Origin of the sequence: Saccharopolyspora sp. NPDC049357, assembly GCF_040677225.1 — a bacterium.
Classification (GTDB): Bacteria; Actinomycetota; Actinomycetes; order Mycobacteriales; family Pseudonocardiaceae; genus Saccharopolyspora.
Genome location: NZ_JBFAQJ010000003.1, coordinates 153,085 through 170,139 on the forward strand (window position 1 = coordinate 153,085; position 17,055 = coordinate 170,139).

The 17,055-nt window shown below is 69.9% G+C and carries 12 protein-coding genes; 5 read left to right on the forward strand and 7 right to left on the reverse strand.

What is annotated here, in order from left to right; genetic code table 11:
- Positions 1-179: 179 nt before the first annotated feature.
- The 4 genes from hrpA to AB0J91_RS03940 all read right to left on the reverse strand — a co-directional run bounded on the left by hrpA (position 180) and on the right by AB0J91_RS03940 (position 7,227).
- The gene (gene hrpA / locus AB0J91_RS03925) at positions 180-4,148 is read right to left on the reverse strand and encodes an ATP-dependent RNA helicase HrpA (RefSeq protein WP_363863944.1); all 3,969 of its coding nucleotides are present in this window, start codon (positions 4,146-4,148) and stop codon (positions 180-182) included.
- 105 nt (positions 4,149-4,253) lie between these two features.
- The gene (locus AB0J91_RS03930; protein ID WP_363863946.1) at positions 4,254-5,432 is read right to left on the reverse strand and encodes a class I SAM-dependent methyltransferase; all 1,179 of its coding nucleotides are present in this window, start codon (positions 5,430-5,432) and stop codon (positions 4,254-4,256) included.
- Positions 5,433-5,533: 101 nt separating this feature from the next.
- Positions 5,534-6,316, reverse strand: a complete 783-nt coding sequence (locus tag AB0J91_RS03935) for an enoyl-CoA hydratase-related protein (protein WP_363794159.1) — start codon at positions 6,314-6,316, stop codon at positions 5,534-5,536.
- A 143-nt stretch (positions 6,317-6,459) separates the two neighbouring features.
- On the reverse strand, positions 6,460-7,227 hold the full coding sequence (locus AB0J91_RS03940; RefSeq protein WP_363794177.1) for an ABC transporter ATP-binding protein: 768 nt from the start codon (positions 7,225-7,227) through the stop codon (positions 6,460-6,462).
- Positions 7,228-7,707: 480 nt separating this feature from the next.
- Here AB0J91_RS03940 and AB0J91_RS03945 point away from each other — a divergent pair, with 480 nt between their 5' ends.
- The 3 genes from AB0J91_RS03945 (at position 7,708) to AB0J91_RS03955 (ending at position 10,028) form a co-directional block, all read left to right on the forward strand.
- Positions 7,708-8,301, forward strand: a complete 594-nt coding sequence (locus tag AB0J91_RS03945; RefSeq protein WP_363863948.1) for a cysteine dioxygenase family protein — start codon at positions 7,708-7,710, stop codon at positions 8,299-8,301.
- Positions 8,301-8,729: a rhodanese-like domain-containing protein gene (locus AB0J91_RS03950; protein ID WP_363863950.1), complete on the forward strand. Its 429-nt coding sequence runs from the start codon at positions 8,301-8,303 to the stop codon at positions 8,727-8,729. Before AB0J91_RS03945 ends, AB0J91_RS03950 begins: the two co-directional genes overlap by 1 nt.
- Before the next feature lie 141 nt (positions 8,730-8,870).
- Positions 8,871-10,028, forward strand: coding sequence for a hypothetical protein (locus tag AB0J91_RS03955; protein ID WP_363863951.1), 1,158 nt, complete (start codon positions 8,871-8,873; stop codon positions 10,026-10,028).
- 68 nt (positions 10,029-10,096) lie between these two features.
- Here the strand turns inward: AB0J91_RS03955 and AB0J91_RS03960 are convergent, their stop codons facing one another.
- Positions 10,097-11,041, reverse strand: a complete 945-nt coding sequence (locus tag AB0J91_RS03960; protein ID WP_363863953.1) for an NADP-dependent oxidoreductase — start codon at positions 11,039-11,041, stop codon at positions 10,097-10,099.
- A 113-nt stretch (positions 11,042-11,154) separates the two neighbouring features.
- A complete protein-coding gene (locus AB0J91_RS03965) occupies positions 11,155-11,727 on the reverse strand; it encodes a TetR family transcriptional regulator (protein WP_363794149.1) in 573 nt (190 codons plus the stop codon).
- Positions 11,728-11,832: 105 nt separating this feature from the next.
- On the opposite strand from AB0J91_RS03965, the gene AB0J91_RS03970 reads away from it, so the two are divergent.
- Positions 11,833-13,011 carry an MFS transporter gene (locus tag AB0J91_RS03970; protein ID WP_363863955.1) on the forward strand — a complete coding sequence of 393 codons (1,179 nt, stop codon included), beginning with the start codon at positions 11,833-11,835 and terminating at the stop codon, positions 13,009-13,011.
- Here the strand turns inward: AB0J91_RS03970 and glgP are convergent.
- Positions 13,008-15,557 (reverse strand): alpha-glucan family phosphorylase, encoded by a 2,550-nt coding sequence (gene glgP, locus AB0J91_RS03975; RefSeq protein WP_363794145.1) that lies wholly within the window; start codon positions 15,555-15,557, stop codon positions 13,008-13,010. The genes AB0J91_RS03970 and glgP overlap by 4 nt on opposite strands.
- A gap of 114 nt (positions 15,558-15,671) precedes the next feature.
- Between glgP and AB0J91_RS03980 the strand changes: the two genes are divergently transcribed.
- On the forward strand, positions 15,672-16,868 hold the full coding sequence (locus tag AB0J91_RS03980; RefSeq protein WP_363863957.1) for a peptidase: 1,197 nt from the start codon (positions 15,672-15,674) through the stop codon (positions 16,866-16,868).
- Positions 16,869-17,055: the final 187 nt, after the last annotated feature.

A 17,055-nucleotide genomic window follows, 5' to 3' on the forward strand; every position in this document is an offset into this window, starting at 1 on the left:
GATTTTTCCTGCGTCTTCCACCCTTTTGAGCGGTGCGAACGCGTGTTCGATGCCGGATACTCGTTGTTGTCCTGCCCGAAAGAACTGCACGCGGGCACGAATTCCGCACCATTCCTGGGGGAATCATGAGTGCGAACCGCCATCCGCGCAGCCGCGCGAGCGGCGCCCACGCCAGGCGCTCAGTCCTGGAGCTTGTCCATCGCGCGGTGCACGCGCTTGACCGAAATTGGTCGCGGAGTCCCCAAGGACTGCGCGAACAGGCTCACGCGCAGCTCCTCGATCATCCAGCCCACGTCGAGCAGCGCATCGCTGGGCGACCGCCCCTGCGGCACCGCGGCCAGCAGGTCCCCATAGCGCTGCCTGACCTCGTCCACCTGGTGCATCCACTCCCGATCACGCTGCGGCTGGTGCTGCGCCTTGTCCAGCCGCTGCTCGATCGCACCCAGGTAGCGGACCAGGTCGCGGAGCCGGTCGAAGCCCGTGGCGGTGACGAATCCCGGGTGCAGCAGACCTTCCAGCTGCTGGCGGATGTCGCCCAGCGACTCCGTCGACATGCCCTTGGGACGATCGGCGAGCACCGTCTCGACCCGCTGGGCCGCGACCAGGACCCGCTCCACCTCCGCCAGCACCGCCACGGTGTACTCGCCCAGCCCGGCGCGGACCTTCGTCTCCAGCGAGGTGAAGGCGTCGCCGTCCCAGACGGGCCCGCCGTTGTCGGCCATCAGCTTGTCCACGGCGCAGCGCACGCAGTCGTCGAGGACCGAACCGAGGTCGCCGTACTGACTCCCACCCAGCACCAGGCGGCTGGTCGCGCTCATGCCGCGCTGGATGGACTTGGCCGGCGAGGGCACGTTGAGCAGCAGCAACCGGCGCGTGCCGTTCCACAGCGCGCGCCGCTGCTCCTGCTCGGTGTCGAACATCCGCACCGCGACGCTCTCGCCCTCGTCCACCAGCGCCGGGTAGGCCTTCACGGCGTGCCCGGAACGCAGCTGGGAGAAGGTGCGCGGCAGCTCGCCGAAGCTCCAGGAACGCAGTCCGCCCTGCTCGATGTCGTCGGCCGCGGCCGAGATCTCCTCGCGCACCTTGGGTTTGAGCCGCAGCTTCAACGATTCGAGGTCCTTGGACTCGGCGAGCTTGCGCCCGCGGCGGCCCACCACGCGGAAGGTCATCTTCAGGTGCTCGGGGACCCGCTCCGGATCCCACTCCGCACGCGGCACCTCCACACCGGTCAGCTGGCGAAGGCTGCGCTGCAACGTCTCCAGCAGCGGCCCGTCGTCGGGCCCCACTCGGGAGAGCACGGCCTTGGCGAAGTCCGGGGCAGGCACGAAGTTGCGCCGGAGCTGCTTCGGCAGCGACTTGAGCAGCGTCGTCACCAGTTCTTCCCGCAGGCCCGGGATCTGCCAGTCGAAGCCCTCTGCGTCGATCTGGTTGAGCACCTGCAGCGGGATGTGCACGGTGACGCCGTCCGCGTCGGCACCCGGCTCGAACTGGTAGGTCAGGTTCAGCCGGTGCTCCCCGTAGAGCCACTGGTCCGGGTAGTCCTGGTCGCTGACCTGCGCCGAGCGCTCGTTGATCAGCATGGACTTCTCGAAGTTCAGCAGGTCGGGCTGATCGCGGCGGGTCTTCTTCCACCACGTGTCGAAGTGCCTGCCGGAGACCACCTCGTCGCCGATGCGCTGGTCGTAGAACTCGAACAGCGTCTCGTCGTCGACCAGGATGTCGCGACGGCGAGCGCGTTCTTCGAGGCCCTCGACCTCGTCGAGCAGCGCCCGGTTCTGGCGGAAGAACCCGTGCCGGGTGTCCCAATCCCCCTCGACCAGCGCGTGCCGGATGAACAGCTCGCGGCTGACCTCGGGGTCGATGCGCCCGTAGTTGACCTTGCGGTCCACCACCAGCGGCACACCGTAGAGCGTGACCCGCTCGGTGGCGACCACAGCGGCTCGGTCCTTCTCCCAGTGCGGTTCGCTGTAGTTGCGCTTGACCAGGTGCCCGGCCAGCTGCTCGATCCACTCCGGCTCGACGCGGGCGACGATGCGCGCCCACAAACGGGAGGTTTCGACCAGCTCCGCGGCCATCACCCAGCGCGGCGGCTTCTTGAACAACGACGAACCGGGGAACACCGCGAAACGCGTGTTGCGGGCTCCCTGGTACTCGTTGCCGCCTCGCCCGGGCGGGCCGGAACGCTGCGCACCGTTGCGCTTCTCGACGTCCTTGAGGCCGATGTGCGAGAGCAGACCGGCCAGCAACGACTGGTGGACGCGGGTGGCGTCGGCGGGCTGATCCGCCAGCGTCATCCCCATCGACTTGACCATCTGGCGCAGCTGACCGAACAGGTCCTGCCACTCGCGCACGCGCAGGTAGTTGAGGAAGTCGTTGCGGCAGAGCTTGCGGAACTGGTTGGAGGACAGCTCCTTCTGCTGGGAGCGCAGGTGCTCCCACAGGCGCAGGTAGGAGAGGAAGTCGGATTCGGCTTCCTTTTCGACGAATCGCGCGTGCTTCTGGTCGGCGGCCTGCTGGTGTTCGGCCGGGCGTTCGCGCGGGTCCTGGATGGACAGCGCCGCCACGATCACCAGCACCTCGCGCACGCAACCGTTGCGCTCGGCTTCCAGCACCATCCGCGCCAAGCGCGGGTCGATGGGCAACTGGGCGAGGCTGCGGCCGATCCGCGTGAGCCTGCGCTCGTCGGCGGGCTTGGTGCTCTCCAGCGCGCCGAGTTCGTGCAGCAGGTTGACGCCGTCGGTGATCTGCCTGCGGTCCGGCGGTTCCAGGAACGGGAAGGACTCGATCTCACCGAGCCCCAAGGAGGTCATCTGCAGGATCACCGAGGCCAGGTGGGTGCGCAGGATCTCCGGGTCGGTGAACTCCGGCCGGGACTCGAAGTCCTCCTCCGAGTACAGCCGGATGCAGATGCCCTCGGAAACCCGGCCGCACCGGCCCTTCCGCTGGTTCGCCGAGGCCTGCGAGATCGGTTCGATCGGCAGCCGCTGCACCTTCGTGCGGAAGCTGTAGCGGGAGATGCGGGCCGTGCCCGGGTCGATGACGTACTTGATGCCGGGAACGGTCAGCGACGTCTCCGCGACGTTGGTGGACAGAACGATCCTGCGCCCGGAGTGGCGTTGGAACACCCGGTGCTGCTCGGCGGCGCTCAACCGCGCGAACAGCGGCACCACCTCGGTGTCGCGGAGCGCGAGCTGCGCCAGCGCGTCGGCGGCATCGCGGATCTCCCGCTCACCGCTGAGGAACACGAGGATGTCACCGGGGCCTTCGGCGCACAGCTCGCGGACCGCGTCGCAGATGGCCTGCGGCTGGTCCCGGACGTCCGTCGACGGGTCCTCCTCGTCGTCGGAGTCCTCCAGCAGCGGCCGGTAGCGCACCTCGACCGGGTAGGTCCGGCCGGAGACCTCCACGACGGGCGCGTCGTCGAAGTGCCGGGAGAAGCGCTCCGGGTCGATCGTCGCCGAGGTGATGATCACCTTCAGGTCAGGGCGGCGCGGCAGCAGCTGCTTGAGGTAACCGAAGATGAAGTCGATGTTGAGGCTGCGCTCGTGCGCCTCGTCGATGATCAGCGTGTCGTAACGGCGCAGCAGCCGGTCGTGCTGGATCTCGGCGAGCAGGATGCCGTCGGTCATCAGCTTGACCAGGGTGTCGTCGCCGGTGCGCTCGGTGAAACGCACCTGGTAGCCGATCGCACCACCGATCTCGGTGCCCAGCTCCTCGGCGACCCGCTCGGCCACGGTTCGTGCCGCGAGCCTGCGCGGCTGGGTGTGGCCGATGACGCCCTTGATGCCGCGCCCGAGCTCCATGCACATCTTGGGCAGCTGCGTGGTCTTACCCGACCCGGTCTCACCTGCGACGATGACGACCTGGTTGTCCCGGATAGCGGCGAGCAGATCGTCCCGCCGCTGACTGACCGGGAGGCTGTCCGGATAGGTGATCTTGGGGGTGCCGTCGCGGCGGCGCTGCACCCGCAGCTCGGCGGTCTCGACATCACCGGTGATCTCCGCGGTGACCGACCGCAACGCCTCGGGGTCGCGGATCTTGCGGGCGCCTTCGATGCGTCGACGCAGCCGACGCTGGTCTTGCAGCATCAGCTCGGGCAAACGTTCCCGCAGATCAACGAGCGGAGATTTCACAGACGACGTACCCATACTCCGCACAAGCATAGAGAAGGCCCCTGCCGCACTGCCTCCCAATTCCGCCGCGCTCACAGCAGACGCCCCATTCCGTGACGCCGGTCACGTGGGCGGAGGTGCTCAGGTGCGCTCGGCCCGGCACAGGTAGGCCATCGCCTGGTCCCCGACCCTGGTGATCACGACGCTGGCTTCCTGCGTCCCCTTGGGTTTGAGCCGGCGCCGCAGCGCGTCCGGGTCCACGTCGACACCGCGCACCAGGATTTCCAGCCGGCCGACGTCGTGCCTGCGCAGCAGCATGCGCAGCGCCTTCTCGTTGAACCGGCCGTGTTCGAGCACCCGGAAGGCCCGCACGCCGGGCGGCGGCACATCACCGGTGAGGTAAGCGATGCGCGGGTCGAGCTGGACGAGTCCGTGACGCGCGGCGTAGTGGCGCACCAGCCCTGCGCGCACCACGGCCCCATCCGGATCGACGATCCACTCGTGCACGTCCTCGGCCGGGCAGTCGTCGGGCTCGGCATCGGTGATGCTCCAGGCACCGCCATCGGTCCGCAGCACGGTGGCGCGGCGCCGCGCCGTCGGATCGGCCAGCGAGCCGAACCACAGCGCGGCCTCCCGAACCTGCCCGCCCAGCGACACCACCTCGGCTTCGACCTCGTCGGGGACCGCGTCGAAGTCCAGGCCGGGGGCGCACTTGACGACCAGGTCGCGCCCGGCGTGGACGGCCATGAGCTCGTCCAGCGGCGGCACCAGGTCGGCGGGGTTCCAGCGGCGCCTGCCGCCTTCGTCCCGGCGCGCGGGATCGGCGACCACGACGGCATCCCGGGTGACGGGGTGCAGCGCGTCGGCCTCCACCAGCAGCGCCTCGCGACCGGCGGCGGCCAGGTTGTGCTGAGCCATGAGCAGCCGGACCCGGTCCAGGTCGGAGCCCACGCTGCGGTTGGCGACAGCGGCCACGGCGGTCAGGTCGGCACCGATCGAGCAGGTCACGTCGTGCACGTCGCGACCCGCCAGGCGCTGCGCGCGGTGCCGGGCGACGACGCTCGCGGTGGCCTGCTGCAACGCGGAATCGGTGAACAGCCAGCCACCGCTGTCATCCAGCTTGGACTCGGCTTTGCGCCGCAACACCGCGGTTTCCAGCGCGGCGGCGGCGAACCGGTCACCGACCTGCCGACGTGCCGCGGAGACGTCGGTCAGCCGCGATGTGCCGGTCAGCGGCAGGCCGGAGAGCTCGGCGACAGCCTCACGGCCCGCGGTCGAGCGCAGGAACAGGACGTCCTCGACGTCGAACGAGTACCCCACCCTCGCCCCCTAGAACGTGCCGACCGCGAACGGCCGGCACGAACCGGGGACCGAGAGGCGGGGTGTGCTCGTCACGACTGCTTCCGCTGATGAGTGCCGGGTCAGCGCCCGGTGAACTTCGCCTTGCCGGGGCCGTTCTCGATGAACGACTTCATGCCGATCTTCTGGTCCTCGGTCGCGAACGTCCCCGCGAACAGGTGAGTTTCGAGCTTCAGACCGTTGTCCAGGTCGACGTCCAGGCCGCCGTCGATCGCGGCCTTCGCCGCCGCCAGGGCCCGCGCCGCGCCACCGGTGAACTGCTCCGCCCAGCGCTTCGCCGTCGCGTAGACGTCGGCGGACGGCACGATCTCGTCGACCATGCCCAGCGCGAGCGCCTCGTCGGCCTCGACGAACCGGCCGCTGTAGATGATGTCCTTGGCCTTGCTCGGGCCGATCAGCCGCGCCAGCCGCTGCGTGCCACCGGCACCGGGGATGACGCCGAGCAGGATCTCCGGCTGGCCGACCTTGATGTCGTCCGCCGCGACCCGGCGGTCGCACGACAGCGCCAGCTCGAAACCGCCACCGAGGGCGTAACCGGTCAGCGCCGCGACCGTGGGCTTCGGGATGGCCGCGACCTGGCTCATCGCATCCGACAGTCCGCGCTGCTCCTTGGCGGCCATGTCCGCGTAGGACATGTCGGCCATCTCCTTGATGTCCGCGCCTGCCGCGAAGACCTTCTCACCGCCGTAGACGATCACCGCGCGGATGTCGTCGCGCTCAGCGGCCTCGATCGCCACTTCCCGCAGCTCGGTCTCGATCTGCCTGTTCAGCGCGTTCATCTTCGGTCGATCCAGCCGGATCGTGCCGATCGCGCCTTCGACCTCAAGCCTGACGAACTCGCCCACGCAGCAACCTCCTCGTCGAACCACCGCTCGTGACGCAGGCGAGGCTATCGCGCCCCGCGCCACATCTGCTGTGTCACCGATCTCAACATCGCCGAAGGCCTCGCCGGTGATGCGGAACGGCACCTCCTGCGCCTGGGCTCGGTTCAGGCCCGGCGACGAGCGAAGTACCGGTCACCCGCTCGCTGCAGTTCGAGGTTCTGGTCGAAGGTCTTCGAGAGGTTGTCCTCGGTGAGCACGTCGTCGAGCAGCCCCTGGGCGACGATGCCGCCGTCGCGCAGGAGCAGGCAGTGGGTGAAGCCCGGAGGAATCTCTTCGACGTGGTGCGTGACCAGCACCGATGCGGGTGCGTCCGGGTCCATGGCGAGGGTCGACAGGCGGGCGACGAGGTCCTCGCGGCCACCGAGGTCGAGCCCTGCTGCGGGCTCGTCGAACAGCAGCAGCTCGGGATCGGTCATCAGCGCGCGGGAGATCATGACCCGCTTGCGCTCGCCCTCGGACAGCGTCCCGAACTCGCGGTCGGCGAGGTGCGCGACACCGAGCAGTTCGAGCAGCTCAACGGCGCGATCGGTGTCCAGCGCGTCGTACTCCTCGCGCCAGCGGCCGAACACCGAATACCCGGCGCTGACCACGACGTCGCGGACTAACTCCTCGCCGGGGACGCGGTTGACCAGCGCACCCGAGCACAGCCCGATCAACGGGCGGATGTCGAAAACGTTGGTCTTGCCGAGCCGCTCGCCGAGGACGTCGACGGTGCCGGTGCTCGGGTGCATCTCCGTGCTGGCCATCTTCAGCAGCGTGGTCTTGCCCGCGCCGTTGGGTCCCAGCACGACCCAGCGCTCGTCGAGCTCCACAGACCAGTTCACGTCGGCCAACAGCGTCGTCTTGCCTCGCCGGACACCGACGCCATCCATCTGGATGACCAGGTCGTCCACGTCTACCTCCCAGCCGTGACTGACCGCGGCGGCGCCCCGGGCGCGCACTCGGCGTTCGTCTCCGTCCGGGACCGCCACAGGCTCCGGCCGGTCCCCTCTGAGCCCATTGTTCCCGCCGTCGCCGTACCCCCTGCGGGCGGGATGCCACTCCCGCGCGTTCGGTGAACGTCGCCACGCCGCGCGCCGGTCCACATACCGGGAACCCGGCTCAACCACTGGCACCGGCGACGATCCGGTGCCACGATCTGTGGCGTGTCCGATTCGTTGCTCACCCGCGATCGCGTGATCGACCTGTTCCGGGTCGTCGCCTCCGCCTGTCGCTGAAAGCGGTCCGAGAGACCTCCCGCTTCACGCGACTTCATCGCGGCACGACGAATCATCCAGCCACCCCAGCACCTCTCGCAGCAGGGGTGCGCCGTGTCGTGCCGGTGCACACCGCAAGACACCTGGAGACACCCCATGAGCATCACGCAGCCGGAACGGCCGACGTCCCCGCAATCCGAATACACCCCGACCGCACCCGTGCCCGCGCTCGGCGAAGCAGAGGTGCATCCCGCTTTCGACCTGCCGCTGCTGCATGACCTGATCCGACCCGACCACCTCAACTGGACCCCGCGCGAACTCCGCGAGCTCACCGGCCTGGTGACCAGCGAGCTGACCACGCAGCTGATGAACATCGTGCGCATCGACGAGCAGCAGCGGTGGTGGGCCAAGCTCGGCCTGACCGCGGGCGTCGAACTCTGGCTGCTGTCCTGGGCACCCGGCCAGGGCACACCGGCCCACGACCACGGCGGCGCCTCGGGATCGTTCTCAGTCCTGTTCGGAGGGCTGCGCGAGGACTACCGCTACGCGGACGGCCCGGTCCGCACCAAGCACCACGACCTCGGTGACGGCATCGGGTTCGGCGCCGGTCGCGCGCACCAGGTCACCAACGTCAGCTCCGTCAACTCCGCCAGCGTGCACGCCTACTCGCCGCCGCTGCTGCCGGTCCGCTACTACGCCGACCTGGCCGAGATCCCCGCTGTCCCTCCGCAACGAAGCGAGGCCGCGTAATGCCGCACATCCCCGAGCCCCGCGAAGAACTGATCGGCCACGGCCCCTACGGGATCGAACACCTGCTGGCCGAATCCCGGGAGAAACTCGCCAGGGTCACCCCGCAGGAAGCTTTCGACCTCCAGCGAACCGGTGGACTGATCATCGACATCCGGCCGGGATCCGACCGCCTCACCCACGGTGAGATCCCCGGTGCCCTCACCGTGGAACGAATCGTCCTGGAATGGCGCCTCGACCCGGCCGGCAGCCACCGCCTCGACGGCCTGCACCCGGAACGCCCGATCGTCCTCGTCTGCAACGAGGGCTACGCCTCCAGCCTCGCCGCCGCCCAAGCCCAGGAGCTCGGCCTCACCAAGGCCACCGATCTGGCAGGCGGATTCCGAGCGTGGAAGGAAGCGGGCCTTCCCACCACCGCCTCCGTCGCCTGATCTGAGCAAGGGAACCTTCCTGTCATCGCCTGCACGGCACGTGGCAGGAAGGTTCCCTTGCTCACGTCACCACCCCGCACGGCGGCGAGGGCGGGCAAAGCGCCTCCTCGGCGGGTGCTGGTCCCGTAGGCTCCGGGCCTTGTGCGAACGCAGAGCCTCTTGTTCCGCCCATGGGTGCTGGTCACCGTGGTGGGCGCGGTTGTCCTAGCAACGGTCGAACTGGTCCTCCGCACCGGTTTCGCGGGTGTCGTGGCCGGTTGGTCCGGCGGCGTGGCGGGAGCGATCCTGCTGCCGGTTGCGACGCAGGTCGGGCTGCTGCTCGGGTCGGTGATCTTCGGGCTGCGCGTTCGGCAGGTCGTGTTCGGTGCGATGCGCGAGGTCGCGTCCTTCAAGCGCGGCAGCGTGACCTTCACGTTCCGCGCCTTGCCGGTGACGTTGCGGGCGCAGATCGGGCCGTGGCGTTCGCCGGTGATCCTGCGCTGCTGGCTGGCCGGCCTGGTTTCGGCGCTGGTCGGCTCGGCCTCGGTGGTTGCGGCGTGGCTGTGGGTGCCGGGGGCGTTCGGGCGCGGTCTCGCGCTGGCGATGAGCGCGTTCATGCTCGTCAAGCTGTGGCCCAAGCGCGTGCCGCTGACGACTTCGACCGGCTGGCTGCTGTTCTCGCTTCCGCGGATGGGCGAGCCGGAACGCTCCGACTTCCTCGCCGCCCCGTTGGCGGCGCGCGCCTACGAGGCGCTGCGCGTCGGCGACCTCGACGCGGCGCAGGCCCGCGCCGACGAACTCGCGGAGCGCTTTCCCGGCATCAACGCGACGGTGTCGTGCCAGATCGCAGTGCTGGAATCGCGCGGGCTCTACGCGCCGGGCGTGCTGCTGCTGTTGAAGTTCCTGTCCGACAACGACGTTCCACCGCGCAAGATGGCGTACCTGCTGGCGGGCCTGGCGGGACTGGGTTTCAAGGCGGTCGAGTCCGGGCAGATGCCCGCCGACAGCTTGCTCCCGACGGCGAAGAAGGCCCTTCAGGACGCGGTGCAGCTGGGCTATCCCGAGTTCGAGCTCAACGGCACCAACGGGCTGCTGGCCCTGATCGAGGGCGACGCCGACAACGCCGTCCGGTTGGCGACCAGCGGCGCGGACTACAACCACTCACCGCTCTCGCGCGCAGACGACTTCGCCACCCTCGCCCGCGCGCACATGGCCCTCCACGACAACGCGTCGGCCCGAACGGCCTTGGCACGCGCGGAGGAACTGGCGCCGTGGTCTCCGCGGGTCACCGAAACCCGCCAGCGCCTGTCCGTGAACTAGGAGCAGGGGAACCTTCCTGCCACCCGAAGTGGCGGAGAGGTTCCCCTGCTGCTGTGTCGCGCGCTGCTTCAGTCGATGGTCAGCACGAGCTTGCCCTGGGTGCGCCCGGTCTCGCCTTGGGCGTGGGCCTTGGCCGCATCGGCCAGCGGGAACGTCCCGGCGATCTCGGCGCGCAGCTTGCCCGCCTCGACCAGTTCGCGGACGGCCCGCATTCCGGCCTGGTCGGCTTCGACGAGCATCAGTTCGGCGCGCACGCCCAGCTCATCGGCTTCCGCGACGAGTTCGTCCCGGTCGTACGGCAGGATCGAGACGAGGATCCCGCCCTTGCGCAGCACGCGCAGCGAGCGGCTGCGGTAGTCGGCGGCGATCGGGTCGAGGACGACGTCGACATCGCTGACGACCTCGGCGAAGTCGGCCGAGGTGTAGTCGATGAGCTCGTCGACGCCCAGCCCGGTCAGGAACTCGTGCTTGCTCTTGCTCGCGGTGGCGATGACGTGAGCTCCCTTGGCCTTGGCGATCTGCACGGCGAGGTGCCCGACGCCGCCTGCGGCCGCGTGGATCAGGATTCGCTGGCCGGCCTGCAGATCCGCGGTGTCGTTCAGCGCCTGCCACGCGGTCAGCGCGGCGAGCGGAATGGCTCCCGCCTGCACGTGGTCCACCTCGGCGGGCTTGGGGACGAAGGCCCGTGCCGGGCCGGTCACGTACTCGGCGTGAGAACCGAGCCCGAACGGGTAGGGCAGCATGCCGAAGACCTCGTCGCCCGGCTTGTGCAGGGTCACGCCGGTCCCGATGGCCTCGACGACGCCGGAGACGTCCCAGCCGAGGATGCGCGGAGGCTCACCGAGGAATCCCTGGCCTCCGCGGTGCTTCCAGTCGGTGGGGTTGACCCCGGCGGCGCGCACGCGGATCAGGACCTCGCTCGGCCCAGGCTCGGGCTTGTCCAGCTGTGCCTCGCGCAGCACCTCCGGACCGCCGTACACGTCCTGGGTGATGGCACGCATGGTTTCACTCATGCCCTCCACCCTGCCGCATCGAAAGCGGACCGGCGTGCAGGCGATGGGGCGTTGTGAGGATGGGAACCCTTCTGTCACCGGAGTGCGCGAAAGGTTCCCCTGCGCCGATCGGTTCAGGCGGGGTCGGTGAGGCGGCGGACGGCTTCGCGGGAAGCGGAGCGCAGGTCTTCGACCTTGGTCTCGCCGAGGATCAGGCGGCGCAGCTGGGGAACGGCCAGGGGCCAGCTGATCGTGCCGAGGGCCAGCAGGACGAGCATGCCCGGTTCGATCGCTCCGGTGACCTTGCCGTTGTCCTGGGCCCGGCGGACCGCGTCGACCTTGTCGCGGTAGTGCTCGGCGCGTTCGGATTCGGCGGCGACGCCGCTGTCGCCGCGTTCCAGCGATTCCCACATGAGCAGCCGCAGGACGTGCGGGTTGGCCGAGTGGTAGGCGGCTAGCCGTTCGACGTAGCCGGGGAGGTCTTCGCCGTCGATGGGCACCTCTGCCGCGAGTTCGGCCATGGCCGCTTCCAGGACGGCGGTGAACAGGGCGTCCTTGTTGCCGAAGTAGGCGTAGATCAGCTGCTTGTTGGCCTGGGCTTGCTTGGCGATGCGGTCGACGCGGGCGCCGGCGATGCCGTGTTCGGCGAACTCGGTCGTCGCGGCCTGGAAGATCCGGGCCTTGGTGGCTTCGGCGTTGCGGGACACAGCCGCACTGTACCGCTGTGACCAACCAGTCAGTTGACACGAGTTCCGGCCGTGGAGAAACTGTAACCAACCAGTTGGTTACATCGTTTTGCCTGCGGAGAGTGGATGACCGCCGTCGCCCCCGACACCGGCCGCCTGAGCCGTGCACTGCTGTTCGCCGCCGCGCTGTGCGCCGGCGTCACCGTCGCCAACATCTACCTCGCGCAGCCGATCATCGGCCCCGTCGCCGACACCTTCGGCACCTCGCCGCAGACCGCGGGCATCGTGGTGACCGCCGGGATGCTCGGCTACTCCGCAGGCCTGCTGTTCGTCATCCCCCTCGGCGACAGCAGGGATCGGCGCACGATGGTCGGCGCGCTCAGCGTCCTCACCGCGCTCCTGCTCGTGGGAAGTTCCCTCGCACCGTCGTTGCCGGTCCTCGCGGCCCTGACCGGACTGGCCGCGGTCACCACCGTCGTGCCGCAGATCCTCATCCCGCTGGTCGTGCAACTGGCCGACCCGGCGCAGCGCGGCACCGCCATGTCCTGGGTGCAGGCCGGGTTGATCACCGGGATCATGGGCGCCCGAGTCGTGTCCGGCCAGCTCGCCGGACTGCTCGGCTGGCGCTGGGTCTTCGCCGCGGCAGCCGTGCTCACGCTGGTCGTGGGCCTGTGGACGGTTCACGTGCTGCCCAGCGACGGCGCGCGGAACTCGGTGAGCTACTGGGCGCTGCTGCGCTCCCTGCCCGGCTACCTGCGCCGCGAGCCGGGCCTGCGCCGAGCCTGCCTCCGCCAGGCGGGAAGCTTCGCCGCGTTCAACGCCGTCTGGACCACTCTCGCCCTGGTGCTCACCGCACCACCGCACGGCTTCACCGTCGCCGAAGCGGGACTCGTCGGCCTGCTCGGACTGCTCAGCGCCGCTTTGGCGCCGGTGGCCGGGAAGATGGTCGACCGCCGCGGTCCTCGGCTGGTCGGCGCGCTCGGACTGACCGTGCTCGCCTTCGCCGCCCTCGTGCTGATCCTCGGCACGAATTCGCTGATCGCCCTGCTCATCGGCACCGCGGCCGTGCCGATCGGCCTGCAGGTCGGCCAAGCCGCCAACCAGAACGCCGCGCTGTCGGTCGACCCCGCCGCCGGTGGACGCCTGAACACCATCTTCATGCTCTCGACGTTCCTCGCCGGCGCGATCGGCTCGGCCGCGGGCAGCCTCACCTACGGCCTCCACGGCTGGCCGGGCGTGTGCGTCACCGCCCTGATCTTCCTGGCGCTCGGCGGGATCGGAGTGCGCCGGATCCGCTACCGCTAACCCGCGAGAACGACCTTGCCGAGTTCCGCCGGCTCCGACAGCAACGAGTGCCGGGGCAGGACCCGAACGTTGTAGCCGGCCGGGCCCGCGTGCGGCAGCGTCACCGCGGCCGCGTACCGGTCATCCCCGATGGGCTTCATCGACGCGGTGACGAAGTCGTGCAGCACGTCGTTGTCGTCGACCCGGCCCACCACGACCTCGACGTCCACATCGGACGGATCGAGGCCGGCCAGGTCCACCCTGGCGCGCACCGTGACCTGCCCGCCGAGCAGCGGCGTCCCGTGATCCACCGACATCTCGGTGTCACCGACCCGAACCCGGTTCCACGCCGCCTGCAACCGGCTCCGGTAGTCGGCCAGCTCCCGCGCACCGCGGAAGTCGTCGTCGAACATCGCGCGCATCGACTGCGCGGCGGGCGTGTAGTGCCCGTCGACGTACTCGCGGATCATGCGCGACGCCTGCACCCGCGGCCCCAGGGTCGCCAAGGTGTGGCGCACCATCGACATCCACTTGCCCGGCACGCCGTCGCTGTTGCGCTCGTAGTACATCGGCGCCACGTGCTCGGACATCAGCTCGTACAACGCCGCGGCTTCCAGATCGTCCCGCCGGTTGGGGTCGCTGACGCCGTCGGCCGTGGGAATCGCCCACCCGTTGCGGCCGTCGTACATCTCGTCCCACCAGCCGTCGCGCACCGAGAGGTTCAGCACGCCGTTGAGCGCGGCCTTCATCCCCGACGTCCCGCACGCCTCCAACGGTCGCACCGGGTTGTTCAGCCACACATCGCAGCCCGACACCAGGTAGCGGGCCAGCGACATGTCGTAGTCCGGCAGGAACACGATGCGGTGCCGCACGTCGGCGCCGTCGGCGAAGCGCACGATCCGCTGGATCATCGCCTTGCCGCCCTCGTCCGCCGGATGGGACTTCCCCGCCACCACGATCTGCACCGGGCGTTCGGAATCCAGCAGCAGCTCCCGCAACCGGTCGGTGTCGCGCAGCATCAGCGTCGCCCGCTTGTAGGTGGGAACCCTTCGCGCAAAACCGATGGTGAGCACCTCGGGGTCGAAAACCGAGTCGCACCAGCCCAGTTCCAGGTCCGAAGCACCACGCTGCTGCCAGGCGACGCGCAACCTGCGCCGCACCTCGTCGATCAGCCGCTGGCGCAGCGAGCACCGAAGCTCCCACAGCAGCGAATCGCTCACCGGCTCCATGCCGCGCAACCCGGCACCGCTGTCCATCTCGGATTCGCCGAGCAGCTTGCCCAGTTCACGGGCGGACCAGGTCGGCCCGTGCACCCCGTTGGTGACCGAGCGGATCGGGACCTCCTCGACCCCGAACCCCGGCCAGAGGTTGCGGAACATCTTGCGGATCACTTCGCCGTGCAGCTCCGAGACCCCGTTCGCGCGCTGCGCCAGCCGCAGCCCCATGTGCGCCATGTTGAACATGCCCGGGTTGTCCTCGGCGCCCAGCGCCAGCACGCGATCCGCGGGGACCCCCGGCAGCAGCGGCTGCTGGGACCCGTCGTCGAAGTAGTGCCGCACCAGGTCCACCGGGAACCGGTCGATACCGGCCGGGACCGGGGTGTGCGTGGTGAACACCGTCCCGGCCCGAACAGCGGCCGTCGCCTGGTCGAAGTCCAACCCCGGGTCGGTCTGCAGCTCCCTGATGCGCTCCAGCCCCAGGAAACCGGCGTGACCCTCGTTGGTGTGGAAGACCTCGGGCTGCGGATGCCCGGTGAGCCGGCAGTAGGCGCGCACGGCCCGCACCCCGCCGACACCGGCGAGGATCTGCTGACGGATCTTGTGCTCGGCGTCGCCGCCGTAGAGCCGGTCGGTGGTGCCGCGGAGCTCGTCGTCGTTGTCCGGCAGATCGCTGTCCAGCAGCAGCAGCGGAACCCGTCCGACCTGCGCCTTCCACACCCTGGCGTGCAACGTGCGGGCTGCGGGCATGGCGACCTTGACCACCACCGGGCGGTCGTCCTCGTCGGTGAGCACCTCCAGCGGCAACCCGCGCGGATCGATCACCGGGTAGTGCTCGACCTGCCAGCCCTCCGACGACAGCCCCTGCCGGAAGTAGCCGGAGCGGTAGAGCAGACCGACCCCGATCAGGGGGACCCCCAGGTCGGAGGCCGACTTGAGGTGGTCGCCCGCGAGCACGCCGAGCCCACCCGAGTAGTTCGGCAGCGCCTCGGTGAGGCCGAACTCCATGGAGAAGTAGGCGATCGACGCGGGAAGTCCCGCGCCCTCGTCCTGACGCTGCTGGTACCAGCGAGGCACTGTGAGGTAGCGGCGAAGATCGTCGCCCACCGCGCGGGTGCGCGCCAAGAAGTCCTCGTCGGCCGCCAACTGCCGCAGCCGCTCAGCCGGGACCTCCGACAGCAGGCGCAGCGGATCGGCCCCCACCGCCGCCCACACCTGCGGGTCGACCGCTGAGAACAGGTCCTGCGTGGGCGGATGCCACGCCCAGCGAAGGTTCGTCGCCAACTTGCCCAGCGGGCTGAGCGGTTCGGGCAGATGGGCCCGGACGGTAAAGCGGTGGACGGCTCTCACGGGAGCGGACCATATCTCGCTCGACGCGCTCGTGTGCGATGTGCACCCGACGCCCGCACCAACCCCGAGGTGGGTGGGAAGCTGGGGCGCGTGCGTGCATTCGGACTTGTCGCGATGACCATCTGGCTGATCGTCAGCGCCTGCACGACGCCCGTCGAACCACCGCCGAATGTGTCGGAACCCACGGTCGATCCGGCGTTCGTGCACGGCACGGACCGCGGAGAGACAGACCGCTTGGCGGCCACCGTCGTGACCGACGTTCAGCGCTACTGGGCGCACGCCTACCCCGACACCTTCGGCTCACCCTGGAGGGACCTCGACGGAGGGTTCTTCTCGGTCGACACCGGCGGCACCGGCACCGCCCCGCCCTGCGCCTCCGAGCCGCGGGAGGTCGAGGGCAACGCGTACTACTGCCAATCCGTGGACGCCATCGCCTGGGACCGCGCCGCGCTGCTGCCGGTGCTGCGCGAGCACTACGGGGACACCGCGGTGGCGGTGGTGCTGGCCCACGAGATCGGGCACGCGGTGCAGCAGCGAGCCGGGCTCGCCGAGGGAGAACCGCTGCGGCTGGAATCGATGGCCGACTGCTACGCCGGATCCTTCCTGCGATGGGTCTCCGACGGTCGCGCCCCGCACCTGCGCACCGACCCGGGCCGGCTCGACGACGCCCTGCGCGCCATCACCGTCTTCCGCGATCCGATCGGCACCTCCGGCCACGGCACCGCCTTCGACCGGGTGACGGCCTTCCAGCACGGCTTCACCGGAGGCCCCCGCGGTTGCACCCAGGTGACCGAGAGCGACGTCGCCGAGCCGGTCGAGGACGACCCGAGCGCTCCCTTGGAATCGGTCCTGGACACGGCCCCGATCGCCGAGCACTTCGGGACCGCGGTCGCAGACCTGGGCGGGCGGTGGGTCCCTCCGGCGCGTGCCACCGGCTGCGCCGGTGCCGGCGGGCCGGTCGGTTTCTGCCCGTCACCCCCGACGGTCACCGCCGATCCGGCGGCGCTGCGCCGCACCCACGACGACATCGGTGACCAGGCGGTCACCACGCTGCTGGCCTCCCGCTACGCCCTGGCGGCCCTGACCGAACTCGGCCACCGAGCGAGCGGCGCCAACATCGTCTGCCTGACCGGCGCGTTCACCGCGGCGCAGCCGCGCCTGTCACCGGGCGACCTGGACGAGGCGGTGCAGGTCGTCCTCGAATCCGAGGCGGTGTCCCGCGGCGGCGACGGCCCACCGCTGAGCGGTTTCGATCGGATCGCGGCCTTCGACGACGGGGTCCGCTCCGGCTGGGGTGGGTGCGTGAAGTGAGCATGGGAACCTTCCTGTCACCCGCGAGCGGCCTCCGACCAGATCGGCCGTGACGAAGATCGGTCACCCGATAGGCTGCTGCGCGAAGACCGGGCCGCGCGACCGGCCCACGGCGAACGAGTTCGGTACCGGCAGCGAGATGGGGCGCGTGTAGTGGTGGCGACGGCAAACCGGCGGCGAGGACGGA